A 12857-nucleotide genomic window follows, 5' to 3' on the forward strand; every position below is an offset into this window, starting at 1 on the left:
ATCATGATGAATTTGAGATTTTCGCTGGCCCTGCTACTTGTGCTAGGCGGAGTTGCGCATGCAGCTGAGATCTGCGACGCGTTTCCTGATAAAAAAACGCCGATCAAGGAGCTGGTCGCCAAGCCGGTTGCGAAACGCACTGACCTCCAGGTCATGGACTTGCCTCGGAATGGCTGCGTTCCACCGTCAAAATCAGTCGGAATCTTGAGCGCTGGTGCTCCGGTATGCCTGTTTCGCGGCCGGATTCCCGTCAAGGCGGTCATGCTCGGACAAATCGACGAAGCCGAAGGTGTTGAAGCGATGGGCCTGCTCATGCGTGGGAGCCGGGAAGACATCGAATTCGCGCGTGCTGCCTTCAAGGATCAAAAGGACATCACCGACGAATATCAATCGATGCAGATCGGCACCTACTTCCACGGCGAAGCGAATGCATGGCGGCGTGGCGACACCTTCATCATCATCGGAACCCACGAGCCAGGATACGATCCCGTGGAAATGGCCTTGCATCTGGAAATGGGCACCAAACGGGGCCTGGCCGACATGGGCAAAGACCTGAACTCATGCGGCAAACCCAAATAGGTGCCGTACCGAGCAGGCGCTATACCGCTACTTCTGGCGTAGCGTTTCAATGGTGAGGACGGCCTTTTCCGAGTCATGCGGGAATTTCAAGAATTGTCGCAAGCCTTCGAAGACGGGGCCGACTAGCTCCGAGTTCGCTTCCCGGTCGAAAAATGGACTCCAGCCGGCTGCGTTAGCCAGCACATGGCGGGCTTCATCTCCCAGCCGGACATTCCCAAACGATGCATCGGCTTGCGCGGGCAAGGTCTGGTCCGCTTCGGCGATGTGGCGGATGGCGCCGCTTTCGGCGAGGAAGGTCAGGAAGCGCTTTCGACCGTGGGGATTTGCTGCTCGCGATGGCAAGACCAGCACATCCAGCGGCGCGTCTTCATATTGCGGCATGTCGTGAACAATGCTTGGGAATGCAAAGAAGCCCATATCGTCCGCAATCGCCTCGGGAAATTTTGCGGCGACAAAACTGCCCATCAACGTCATGCCCACCTGCTTACGATAGATGTAGGGCAGCACGCGTTCGTGATCGAGTTCGATGGTCGGTTCGAAGAAGTAGCCTTTACGCAGCAGTTCACCCCAGGCATCAAATACTTTTCGAACGCGGGGATCGGTAAACGGCACATCGCCGCGCAGCACTTTGCGATGGAATTCCAGGCCATTGATGCGCAAATCGAAGTAGTCGAACCAGCCGGCGGCAGGCCAGTTATGCGCGGCTCCTAAGCCGAGCGGGGTTACGCCAGCACCTTTCAGGCGTTCGCAGACCTTCAGGAAATCATTCCACGATGCCGGCGGGTCGATCCCGAGGCTTTTGAACAGCGATTTCCGATAGACGAAGCCCCAAGGGTAGTAATACATCGGGAATCCGTACACCTCGCCGTCGATCCGGGTTCCCTCCAGCGTGACCGGGTAGAACTTCTTCTTTTTCAGCAGCGCCACCGTATCGGCATCAAGCGGCACGAGCAGCTTGTTTTGGACTGCGTCGCGCAGCCGCGCTCCTGCATACCAGAATGCCAGGTCGACCTGGCCGTTGCGCAGCCGTGCGGTGAAGCTGCGCTTGTATTGCTCCTGTGGAGATCCGTGATGGACCACCTCTACATCAGGGTTTGCCTTTGAGAATTCATTGATGACGCGTATCCATGCTGTCCTTTGGGCGCTGTGTGAAACGATATAGTCGACGACCAACTGTTCGGCCCCGGCAACGATCGATGGCAAGCCAAACGACAGGCAGAGCGCCACTCCCATCAGCCAAATTCGGCGACAGTCAATGCGGATCGAGCGCGTCGTGTGCGTAGCCAGCATGAAAGAAGTGTGTCCGCAACAACGAAGCGTGTCAACGGAGGCGGGCGCGACGCACCGATTCGGGCTATGTCCGTTTCCGCACGGAGTGGCTTTATGCTGAGTCGTATGCTCAGGCTATGAAGATGACAGCAAATACCACTGCAATTCCGGATGAACCAGCGCCAACGAGACGGCGCCGTGTTCCCCCATTGTCGTTGGCCGCATGGAGGCAATTCATCAGCGTGGCAAAGCCGTACTGGCTTGGGGACGAAAAGAAGTCTGCCTGGGGCTTGCTGCTGCTGTTGATTGTGCTGATGCTTGCCGAAACCGAGCTTGCCGTGATGCTGAACAACCAGTCCGGCGAGATGACTTCGGCGCTGGCCGGTCGGGATGGCGACCGGTTTTGGCAGTCGGTGCGGGCTTGCCTGCTGATCCTGGTGTTTGCAGTGCCGATTTACGCCTTCTACTACTACATGCGGGACATGTTCGCCAACCAGTGGCGGCGCTGGCTCACCGGACGCTTCCTCGATGGCTATCTGCAGGGGCGCAAATACTACGAACTGACCTCGGAAGGCGAGATCGATAACCCGGACCAGCGTATCAGCGAAGACGTCAACACCTTCACCGGCCGCTCGATCCATTTCCTGCTGATCTTTCTGGGCTCGATCATGCAACTGGTGGCGTTTAGCGCGGTGCTATGGTCGATTTCGCATTTGCTGGTTGGCGTGCTGGCCGTGTACGCCCTGACGGGTACCGTGGTCGCGCTCTACGTCTTTGGCACCCCGCTGATCCGTCTCAATTTCTCGCAATTACGGCGCGAAGCGGATTTTCGCTTCGGCCTGATGCGTTTGCGTGAGAATGCCGAATCGATCGCCTTTTACCGGGGCGAGGCGCAAGAGCGTGCTTACCTCGACGGCAAATTTGACAAGCTGTTCCACAATTTCAGCAGGCTCATCAAGAAGCAGCGCACCCTGAATTTGTTCCAGCGCACGTTCAGCCAACTCACATTGGTGCTGCCCGGGGTGATCCTCGCCGAAGGCGTGCTTTCCGGCCAATTGGAAGTAGGGCGGGCAATCCAGGCGGCAGGCGCCTTTACGGCCGTGCTTGGCGCAGTGGGTGTGATCGTCGATAACTTTGAGAGCCTGAGCCGCTTCGTGGCGGGCACTGAGCGTCTGCAAACCCTGTCCAAGCTCGTGCTGCCGGTGGCGGAGGGCGAGGCAGTTGTCGGGAAAGCGCGCCCGCGGATCAGGATGCGGCCTGGCAAGCAGATCGCCGTCGATGCCTTGACGGTCTGTCCACCGCAGTCCGAGCGGATACTCGTGAAAGACTTGTCGTTCGTCCTGGCGCCGGGCGATGCGCTGCTGATCACCGGCGATAGCGGTTGCGGAAAAAGCTCACTGTTGCGAGCAATCGCCGGCCTTTGGGATACCGGCAGCGGCTTGATTCACCATCCGCCCCTGGAAGACTTTTTCTTCCTGCCACAGAAGCCTTACCTGCAGCAGGGCACGCTGCGCAGCCAGCTGATCTACCCAAGCGTGCAGACGAGTCTGAGCGACGAGCAGTTGCTGGAGATCCTGGCGCAAGTACACCTGCCGCAGCTCGCCGAGCGTGTCGGGGGCCTCGATGCGGTACAAGATTGGGAAAAACTGCTGTCGGTAGGGGAACAGCAGCGGCTCGCCTTTGGCCGTGTGCTGGTGCACGAACCGAGCATCGTGATCCTGGACGAAGCGACCAGCGCGCTCGACAGCGGCAATGAGGCTTCGCTCTACAAAAGCCTGCGTGAAAGCGGAGCTACCCTGATCAGCATTGCCCACCGGACAGCCGTCAGGCGCCACCATACGCATGTGCTGCACTTGAAAGGCGACGGCCGATGGGAATTGCGCGAGGTGGCTCACGCGCTTTCAACGTCCCCCGGAAGCCGATGAATGCGCATGATCTGGAAGTTGTACTGCTCAGCAGCTAACGCGGTGTCAGTGCTGCTTGCCTGTTGCTGCCGAAGGTAGTCGCTCACCAGCATGGCTGCACCTTGCTCCGTCAGCACGCCAGCCGCCTTTGCCTGTATCTGATGCTCAGACCGGTCGGCATTCCGGTAGGCAATTACCCAAGTTGACACCTGCTGTTATTCCTGCTGTTCTTGTAAGGGAATCGCGTATGTTATCAAAGTCGAACGTGTACTAGCGCCCGCTTGGCGGTTGGCGTTCGTTTTGTTTCCAAACTGCAAAGTTTGATGTCGTAAAATTTAACACATCCCTCGTAACAGATTTTGCTAACTCTGCATAATCAAGTACTTATTTCGTAGGCATGATTGATGCTTCGGTCAGCTTGTAGTTTTCTCAACCTAAATATGGAGCGCGATATGAAAGCTAACACGCTGTTCAAGTCTTGCCTGCTGGCCTGCTCCGTTCTGGCGGGTGCTCAAGCGATTGCCGGTCCTGGCACCGTAAACAGTATTGAATTTAGCTTCATGAACTACAGTAATACCGCTTCCCAGTCGTTCAGCAATTTGCCGTTGACGAGTTTCGACAACACCCCGTCGGTCTCGCCGATCTCCATCCCGACGCCACAGGAAATCCATCCGGTCGTGGAGGTATTCGTCCCCTCGATGCCGGTTCAGACCACCGCACCTGAAGTCATTGCGGTGGTGGATTTGCCGCAAGCGGCAGCGGCCATCCCTGAGCCAGGCACCGCCGCCTTGCTGGGCTTGGGCTGTGCCTTGCTCTTCCTGCGTCGCCGTGGGGGATTCCATGCTTAACTCGCGGTGTTTTCCAGCGCTTGCCCTGGCCTTGCTGCTAGCGGCTTGCGGTGGCGGCGGCGGCTCGGGGGGCGCGCCGGTAGTGTCTCCCGCTCCGTCCACGCAAACGCCATCGCCTACCGAAGGCAATATCGTCACATCGGTTCCGGCGCCAACGTACGCGGCAGGCAGCGGCAACCTGAGCATCTTCAACGCCATCAACGCCTTGCGCAGCAAGATCGGGTCCGGGTTGCTGGCCCAGAGCCTGTTGCTGGACAAGTCGGCGGGGGCGCACTGGAGCTACATCAATCAGAACGGCATCAGCGAACTGCATGGCGAAACGGCGGGCAAGCCTGGATACACAGGCGTTCGCGCGGGAGACCGGATTGCCGCGGCGGGGTATACCGCCTCGGTCTCGGGGGAGGCGATCTACAGCACGGGCGGTACGGACAAATACATGACCTGTGTTGCGGAATGGGCCAATTCGGTTTATCACGCGGCCCTGCTGTTTGCCAGCACCATCGATATCGGTGTAGCGGCAAACAACTTCAACCCGGCGGAGGGCGCGTCGACCTTGTGCGTGGTGGACGTTGCGACGAGTACCACGCAAGCGGCGCAGTTGCCGGGGGCGGGCAGTATTCGCGCATATCCCTACGCAAACCAGGCGGACGTGCCTTTTGTCTTCTTCAATCGCACCGAAACGCCAACGCCTGTGCCCGACCTGGTCGAAGCCGGGACGCCCGTAACAGTCAGTTTCGAAACCAGGGGCATGGCAGTGACGGCGCCGATTGCGATCAGCCAGTTCACGCTCACGCCTGCCGGCGGCACGGCAGTCGAAGCGCGCATCCTGGTGAACAAGGGCGGCAAGCTGGGCCCGGTCATCGCGAGCAATGGTCCCGCGCTGACGGATGACGGGAACATGCAAGGCTTCACCGCGACGCTGGTACCGGTGCTGCGCCTGAAGGCAGCTACGGCCTACAACGTGGCGCTGATCGCTGTCGTGGATGGAAAGACCATCAACAAGTCCTGGACGTTCACAACCGCCGCACAGTAATGCCTGCACCCGGGGCCGGCAATCCTGCATGGAAAGCCGGCCCATTTCATTTACTTCGGACGCGGCGATCGCAAACCCTTGTCTGGCCGTGTGAGGGCGCCTGAGCGCAGCATGCGCACGGCCCTAGCGACGGCGTGCGCGGCGTTGCGGACTTCTTCCTGGAGGGCTTCGTCCTTGTCCATCGTATCGTGGCTGGTGGCGTAAGGCTCGTAATAGCCAAGGTAGCGGTCGAGCCGGGCTTGGGCGCCTGCATCTATCAGCTCCATCCAATCGAGCCAGTCAGAGAGATTGCGCCGCAGGCTTTCGACGCCGGCGACGTCGCCATGCACAACGAGGCCGTAGGCGCGCCCGGCCAGGTGTTTGGGGTAGGGCCAGCCGGCCAGCTCCAGGGCCTTGGCTTCCTCGGGCTTCTTGCCATGGGTGCTGGTCGGGTCTGGATTGCCACCGTCTGCGCATACCAGGCGATCGATCATCAGCTTCAGCACGGACGGCGCCTGGTACCAGTACACCGGTGTAAAGATGATGACGCCGTGCGCGGATACCCACTTTTCATATATTTCGTTCATCCAGTCATTGACCTGGCCGAGGCTGTGATTGGGGTAGCAGCTGCAGGGCCAGTGGCAAAGCGGCATGGCGGTGGAAACGCAGCCTTTGCACGGGTGGATGCGCAATTCAAACTCGGAGGTCAGGCGGCTCAGGTCCAGGATGTCGGTGCCGATTCCTTCGCTCGCCAGCGCGGCCTCCGCCAGTTTGAGCATGCGCCAGGTTTTCGACATTTCGCCGGGGCAGGTGCCGTCATTCCGCGCGGCGCCGCAGATCAACAGGACGCGTGAAGGCGTGGCAGGATCTTTCTGGCGCTGTTCGGCTGCCTGCAGGCGGGCCGCAGCGGCCTTCCACTCAACTGACAGTTCGTAGCCAGGATCGGCGTATCCCGGCCCGGCCGGCTCCGTCACCGGTGCCTTGCGGCTGTCGTTGAAATCTTGCCACGCTACTTCCTCCAGCTTCGCCACCTCGTCGCGCAACTTGTCGAAGCGCGGGTCGGCAAAGTTGCGCGTGAAGCGTAGATGAAATTCGGCGCGTTCCAGCTTGGCGGGGGCCTGGCCTTTGCGGACTTCACTCATGTTGGTTCTCCCGTGCAGGGCAAATGTGCCATGGCAGGATCAGCAGGTCAGTTCGACAGCGAACGTAGGGCCCGGGTCGGCGGAAACTTGATCTGGATTAAGGTTGCGCCGGGGGCAAGAAGGCTAGGATTGAAGCATGGCAAAGAAGTTTCCAATCATTCCCTTGCACCCGGAGCGGGTTTGCTGGGGTTGCGACAAGTACTGTCCCGCTGATAGCTTGGCGTGCGGCAACGGTTCCGAGCGAACCCAGCATCCATCGGAGCTGTTTGGACCCGACTGGATGGAGTGGGAATCGCCTCTCCTGGAACCCCAGCCGGAAGCCAAGGCAAAGAAGAGCGCCTGACGCGGGCCTGTGCATATTTCGTCACAGGCCAGGCGCCAGCGCCTATTCTGGCAGCCTGTAGGAAAACGAGACAGGGAACTTGCGCTGCGTCCCCGGCGGGAAGACCGTGGTGTGTTTCAAGGTCCGGGCAACCGCTTCGTCATACGCCTGGTCGCTGGATGACTGGGTTCTCTGCACGTTGATGACTTTGCCCATGCCGTCCAGCTCGACGGCGAAACTTGCTTTCAGCACGCCCGACCCTTTGCCCGGTTCAGGTACATAGAAGACCTGTCGCCGAACTGCTTCCAGTTGCTGCTCGGTGGGCGGTGCCTCTTCCGGGGCGATCTGCAACGTCTTGGCGGCTTGCAGTTCTTCGCGCATGGCCTGGTTGACCGCATTCTGGTAGGCGACCGGGTCGGCCTGGCCCGTCGCGGAGGGATAGCTTGGTCCGTGGCTGCCGCTGGTAAGAAGCGCGGCGCATCCTTTCACTAGCAGGATGATCATGAAAGTGATCTGCCAGCCCGACCAGGTCCAGCCCGACTTGCTGCTGCTTTCCACCGGAGCCTCGCCAAGCGGAACGGCGCCCGTTGTGCCATTGCGCGCGATCTCGGCCTGCGCTGCCTGGTGCCATTTCTGCAGGATTTCGCGATCAATGATGATTGAGAACCAGTGATAGAAGCGGTCCGTCAGTTGATGGAACAGGATCAGGTCGTCCCTCGCGGCGAGGCGTTCGGGATTTGGCGTATTGCGCACCGTCTGGATCAACTGCTTGACGGTCCCCATGGAGTGCGCCGACATCGATTCATACAGCTTCCACTGGTCGATGGCACGGTCCACCATGGCGCCGGCCTCGCCAAATTGCTGGATGCGGCGGCTGTCGCGTGCCCAGTCGAGTACTTCACTGGCGGCGACGAACAGCGTTTCGTGCCCGGGCTTCCAGCCGGTGGCCAGCAGATGGGCAATGCGTGCTTCGAAGATAGTGCGCGCAGTGAGGTTAAGCAGGCTGTCGTGGGAAAGCGATGCCTGCAGCGTTTCCCGCCAGCGGGACTGATGCCGGCTCTCGTTTTTCGACACCAGTTCCTGTGCACTGGACTGGAATTGTGTGAAAGCCTGGTCGGCGAGTTGGTACGGATCGTCGGGCGCCGGCTGCGCGACAATTGGGGGCGCGGGTTCGGCCGCGGCAGCCTGCTGGGTACCGGCAGCCTCTTCGACGCCGGCGGGAACTGCTGCCTGGCCTTCGAATTCCTGGTGCGCCTGCCATTGAAGCGCTACTTCATAGGCCTGGCGAAGTTCCTGGAAGCCGTCCGGATCAGCCTCCTGGTCGACCTTTTTCAGCTCGCGAGCATAAGCGCGGCGAATATCCTTGGCGTCCGCACCGGCATCGAGGCCAAGCCGGAGCAGGAAGGGGAAAGTGTCACGCATGCTAGGAATCCAGATTCAGGAAACTCTGGTGTTCGAAGTATTCCAGCGCTTCGTTGAAGGTGCGTGCCGCCTGGCGCGAAACGCGCATGTCCTGGGCCTCCAGCGCGCGCTCGAACTGCATGATCTGGCGGCCCAGGTGTTCGCGGGCTTCGCCGCGCAATTGCTGGTACAGGCGTTCGCCGCGGGCCAGCATGGTGCGGAATTCGATGCGCTCGCGCGGGTGGATCTTCAGTTCGGACAAGGCTGCGAAGCGTTCCTTGATTTCTTCCTGGGTCAGCATGCCTGGATTGCCTTCGATGACGAGGGCGTGGGTCTGCTTGGTCAGGAGCACCGTCGCTTCCACTTGCAGCAAGCCGTTGGCGTCGTAGGTGAAGCGCACGTCCACGCCGTTGTTCTGGCCGGGCACCTGCGAAATCGGTACTTCGATGGTTCCGAGCTCGATATTGTCGCGGGCCATGCGCGCTTCACCCTGGAAGACGTTGATGCGCAAGGCAGTTTGCCGGTCGCTGGTCGGATGGTAGTTCTTTACCTTGCTGACCGGAACCACGGTGTTGCGTTCGATGACCGGATCGAAGTGGCCGTGCGAATACTGGTCGCCACCCAGGTGCATCGATACCTCGACGCCCAGCGAGTACGGCGCCACGTCGGTCATGACCACTTCATCCAGGGCGGCATCGTTCATTTTCAGGCCGGCCTGCACGGCCGCGCCCAGCGCTACCACTTCATCCGGATTGATGTCGCAGGATGGGAAGCGGCCAAACATGCGTGCCACCATGCGGCGCACGATCGGCATGCGCGTGGCGCCGCCGGCCAGGACGATGTTGTCCAGGCTGGCAGTCTGCAGGTTGGCGTCACGCAGTGCGCGCTCGACCGGCGAGCGGAGGCGAGCCAGCAAGGGCGCGGTAATGCGTTCGAGGCCCGCTTCGTCCAGCGGCATGGAATAGGTGATGCCGGCGTGGTTGGTCTGCAGCAGCGCTTCCGGCGCTTCGCTGAGCTTGCGCTTGGCCTGCTCGGCTTGCGCCACCAGGCTTTGCATGAACCGGCCGTCCTGTTTCAGCTCGACGGGAATGGACGCCTGCTTGAAGAACTCGTCGATCAGCAGGTTGACGAAGTCTTCGCCGCCCAGGAAGTTGTCGCCGGCAGAGGCCCGCACCTCCATCACGCCTTCAAACAGGTCGAGTACGGAAACGTCAAAGGTCCCGCCGCCCAGGTCGAACACCAGGAACTGCGTCTCCTTGCCGCGCTGGTGAATGCCGTAGGCGAGGGCGGCGGCGGTCGGTTCGTTCAGCAGGCGTTCGACCTTGAGGCCCGCCAGTTGGCCAGCCGCGCGGGTCGCCTTGCGCTGCGCGTCGGAGAAGTAGGCGGGAACGGTGATGATGGCTTCGGTGATCGGCTGGCCGAGGGCCGCTTCCGCATCCTCTTTCAAGGCGCGCAGGATCAGCGCCGACAGTTCCTCGGCGCGGAAGTTGCGCCCGCCGAGCGTGAACTGCTTGTTGCTGCCCATATGGCGCTTGAAGACTGCCGCACTGTTGGTCGGGTGGGTCTGCAGGCGTTCGCGCGCCGCCTTGCCAATGAGGATTGTGCCGTCTTCGTCAACGCTGACGCAGGACGGGGTGAGGAAATCCCCGAGGCTGTTGGGGATCAACCGTGGCTCGCCATTGTGCCAGGCGGCGATGAGGCTATTGGTTGTGCCGAGGTCGATGCCGACGATCATTTGCTGCTCCGATGTTAATTTCACAAAAGAGTAGCCTAGCATTTATTTCTGAATGAGAAAAGTCGTTGCCTTTCATGAAGACTCAAGCGCCATAGATTAGTCATGAAAGCGACAGTTCGCCCGATTGCCAGAATCTGTGGCACGCCGCCTGAGCGGGGTCTAAAATATTGTCGCATCACGAGAAAGGAGGAAATCATGGCTAATCTGAGGCGTTACGATCCATTCACTGACCTGGCCCGTTTCGATCCCTTCCGCAACTTTGAAGACCTGTTCCGTGACTTCCGGCTGGCAAACATCACGCGTGAAGGAGAGGGGCAACAGCCGATCCGCATCGATGTGCACGAGAATGAGACCTCATACACCGTTCGTGCCGATGTGCCGGGCGTGAACAAGGATGACATCAAGGTTGATATTTCCGGCAACCGCGTGACGATCGCCGCCGAGACCAAACGGGTCGAGGAAGAAAAGCAGGGCGGCGCCGTTGTGCGGAGCGAACGCTATTTCGGCGAGCAGTATCGCAGCTTTACCCTGGAACACGATATCGATGACAGCCAGGCCACCGCGAAGTGCGAAGGCGGCGTGCTGGAGCTGACTTTGCCGAAAAAGGCCAAGCAGGGTAGCCGCAAGCTGGAAATCCACTAAACCCTGACCGGCAAGGTCAGGATGAAACTCGTGCCCTCTCCGAGGGCACTTTTTACGTCTATGCGCCCACCGAGCAAGCCATACACGATGTTGTAGACGATGTTGAGCCCAAGGCCGGAGCCGCCGCGTCCCAGCTTGGTGGTGAAGAAGGGATCGTAGATCTTGCCCATGTTTTCGGGGGCGATGCCGATGCCGTTGTCGCGAACCGAGATCGCTACCGAGTCTGTGCCGATGGCGTCGGCCGTGATGACGATTTCGCCATGCTCCTTGCCTTCAAAGGCGTGGATCAATCCATTGTTGACGAGGTTGATGAGCACCTGGCCGAATGGCCCCGGGTAGCTGGCCATGACGATCCCGTGCGGAATGGCGTGGCTGACCCGAATGCCGGACTTCTTAAACGTCGGCATCAGCACCAGCAGGATTTCCGACACCAGTTCGTCCAGCTGGAATTCACGGCTTTGCGAAGTTGCCCGGTCGACGGCAACCTGCTTGAAGCTCGATACCAGGTCCACCGCACGATGAAGGTTGCGCAGCACGATCTGGCTGCCGTTGTTGACGTCGCCAAGATAGGCGGCGAGGGCGGAGCGCTTGACGCCGGATTCCACCGCGGTGGCAAAGGCTGTGGTCTGGTCCAGCAGCGTGCTGACGGCCAGCAGGCTGTTGCCGATAGGCGTATTCAGTTCGTGCGCCACGCCGGCAACCAGCGAACCCAGCGCCGCCAGCTTTTCGCTGCGTACCAGTTCCTCTTGCGCGCGCTGGAGGCTGCCGAGGGAATCGGCCAGTTCGCGGTTGGTGTCGGCGATCTGGCGGGTACGCACATTGACCAGCTTCTCCAGTTCCAGTTCGCTGCGCTTACGGTCCGTGATGTCGGTGGAGACGCCGCCCAGCGCCCAGATATGGCCGAATTCATCGATCAGCGGGAACTTCTCGGAAATATAGGTGCGTGGGCCGCCCACCGTGCCGCCCGAGGTTTCTTCGTGGCTGGAGGCCCGCCCGCTGGCCAACACTGCTCGGTCAGCCTGGCGGATCGAATGCGCCATGTCGCGGCTGAACAGCACTTCGTCGGTATTTCCGAGTGGCTCAGGCGACCCGGGAGGCAGCAACATGCGGAAGCTGTGGTTGACCATCAGGTAGCGGCCATCAAGGTCTTTGACGTAGATCACCGCTGACGACTTCTCGACGATATTGGTGAGCAGGGCCTGGCTGCGGCGCAGGGCCGCGTCGCGCGCCGCGATGGTGGCGAGCATGGCGTTGAAGGCCGTGGCCAGTCGGCCGACTTCGTCGCGGCCGCTGACCGGCGACCGCAGGTCGAAGCGCTGTTCGCGCGTGACGCGGTCGGCGACGGCTGACAGCGCGAGCAGCGGCTGCGTGACCAGCCTGCGCGAACTGAAGGCATACAGGATGCCGCCGAACGACAGGGTGAGCAGCACCACGCCGAGCACCAGGCCGTACTGGCGCAGGCGCTCGAGCATCGACGGCAGGTGGTAAACGGTCGCCAGGTAGCCGACCAGCTCGCGCTCGATCCGGATGGGGGATAGCGTCGCCAATGCGTAACCGTCAAAGCGATGCCCGTCGCGTTCCAGTTCCTGCGACCATTCGCACCTATCCGAGGAATCGCGGTTGAAGTGGCTAAACACGCGTTTGTCGGCCGTGAACAGGCAGGCCTGGGTAATCTCGGGACTGCTGCGCAAGGCTTCCAGCTTGCGGGCCGCGCCGCTGCTGTCGCCGAAGTTGAGGTCGGAATCGAGGCTCAATGCAAACAGTTCGCTGCGCACGGCGAGGTCTTGCACCACGCGCGGGCGGGCGACCAGCAAGTCGTAGCTGGCCAGTGCAAGCAGTGCAACGAGCATGGCCGCAATCGTCGTGAGGACCGACACCAGCAAGAGTTTGCGCTGGAGTCCTAGATCACGGAAGAAGCCCTGGAAGCTTTTCATCTGGGTGTGGCCCATTTGCACCGGAGTAATTATCTTAGCTCAAGCGTCGCGGGCGCTACAAGCATGCGA

Annotated in this window: 11 protein-coding genes; 6 read left to right on the plus strand and 5 right to left on the minus strand. The window is 60.6% G+C overall.

The genetic code is table 11. The features are described 5' to 3' along the window. Positions 1-3 precede the first annotated feature (3 nt). On the plus strand, positions 4-579 hold the full coding sequence (locus tag ACN9MZ_RS15500; RefSeq protein ID WP_426337887.1) for a hypothetical protein: 576 nt from the start codon (positions 4-6) through the stop codon (positions 577-579). 27 nt (positions 580-606) lie between these two features. On the opposite strand, the gene ACN9MZ_RS15505 is transcribed toward ACN9MZ_RS15500, so the two are convergent. Further along, positions 607-1869, minus strand: a complete 1263-nt coding sequence (locus ACN9MZ_RS15505) for an ABC transporter substrate-binding protein (RefSeq protein WP_426337888.1) — start codon at positions 1867-1869, stop codon at positions 607-609. A 215-nt stretch (positions 1870-2084) separates the two neighbouring features. Here ACN9MZ_RS15505 and ACN9MZ_RS15510 point away from each other — a divergent pair, with 215 nt between their 5' ends. The 3 genes from ACN9MZ_RS15510 to ACN9MZ_RS15520 all read left to right on the plus strand — a co-directional run bounded on the left by ACN9MZ_RS15510 (position 2085) and on the right by ACN9MZ_RS15520 (position 5633). Continuing rightward, the gene (locus ACN9MZ_RS15510; RefSeq protein ID WP_426342910.1) at positions 2085-3773 is read left to right on the plus strand and encodes an ABC transporter ATP-binding protein/permease; all 1689 of its coding nucleotides are present in this window, start codon (positions 2085-2087) and stop codon (positions 3771-3773) included. Between the two features lie 431 nt (positions 3774-4204). Then, a complete protein-coding gene (locus ACN9MZ_RS15515) occupies positions 4205-4600 on the plus strand; it encodes a PEP-CTERM sorting domain-containing protein (RefSeq protein ID WP_426337889.1) in 396 nt (131 codons plus the stop codon). Continuing rightward, a complete protein-coding gene (locus tag ACN9MZ_RS15520; RefSeq protein WP_426337890.1) occupies positions 4593-5633 on the plus strand; it encodes a CAP domain-containing protein in 1041 nt (346 codons plus the stop codon). The genes ACN9MZ_RS15515 and ACN9MZ_RS15520 overlap by 8 nt, the downstream gene beginning before the upstream one ends. 50 nt (positions 5634-5683) lie before the next feature. Here the strand turns inward: ACN9MZ_RS15520 and ACN9MZ_RS15525 are convergent, their stop codons facing one another. Then, positions 5684-6754: a flavodoxin family protein gene (locus ACN9MZ_RS15525; protein WP_426337891.1), complete on the minus strand. Its 1071-nt coding sequence runs from the start codon at positions 6752-6754 to the stop codon at positions 5684-5686. Between the two features lie 136 nt (positions 6755-6890). Here ACN9MZ_RS15525 and ACN9MZ_RS15530 point away from each other — a divergent pair, with 136 nt between their 5' ends. Beyond that, positions 6891-7097, plus strand: coding sequence for a DUF3079 domain-containing protein (locus ACN9MZ_RS15530; protein WP_426335772.1), 207 nt, complete (start codon positions 6891-6893; stop codon positions 7095-7097). A gap of 42 nt (positions 7098-7139) precedes the next feature. On the opposite strand, the gene ACN9MZ_RS15535 is transcribed toward ACN9MZ_RS15530, so the two are convergent. Both ACN9MZ_RS15535 and ACN9MZ_RS15540 read right to left on the minus strand, forming a co-directional pair. After that, on the minus strand, positions 7140-8498 hold the full coding sequence (locus ACN9MZ_RS15535; protein ID WP_426337892.1) for a TonB C-terminal domain-containing protein: 1359 nt from the start codon (positions 8496-8498) through the stop codon (positions 7140-7142). A 1-nt stretch (position 8499) separates the two neighbouring features. Continuing rightward, positions 8500-10212 carry a molecular chaperone HscC gene (locus tag ACN9MZ_RS15540; protein ID WP_426342911.1) on the minus strand — a complete coding sequence of 571 codons (1713 nt, stop codon included), beginning with the start codon at positions 10210-10212 and terminating at the stop codon, positions 8500-8502. A gap of 195 nt (positions 10213-10407) precedes the next feature. Between ACN9MZ_RS15540 and ACN9MZ_RS15545 the strand changes: the two genes are divergently transcribed. Continuing rightward, positions 10408-10854 (plus strand): Hsp20/alpha crystallin family protein, encoded by a 447-nt coding sequence (locus ACN9MZ_RS15545; RefSeq protein WP_426337893.1) that lies wholly within the window; start codon positions 10408-10410, stop codon positions 10852-10854. On the opposite strand, the gene ACN9MZ_RS15550 is transcribed toward ACN9MZ_RS15545, so the two are convergent. Beyond that, positions 10851-12788, minus strand: a complete 1938-nt coding sequence (locus ACN9MZ_RS15550) for an ATP-binding protein (protein ID WP_426337894.1) — start codon at positions 12786-12788, stop codon at positions 10851-10853. The genes ACN9MZ_RS15545 and ACN9MZ_RS15550 overlap by 4 nt on opposite strands. Positions 12789-12857: the final 69 nt, after the last annotated feature.

It is taken from the genome of Pseudoduganella sp. S-14, from assembly GCF_049913285.1.
GTDB lineage: Bacteria > Pseudomonadota > Gammaproteobacteria > Burkholderiales > Burkholderiaceae_D > Rugamonas.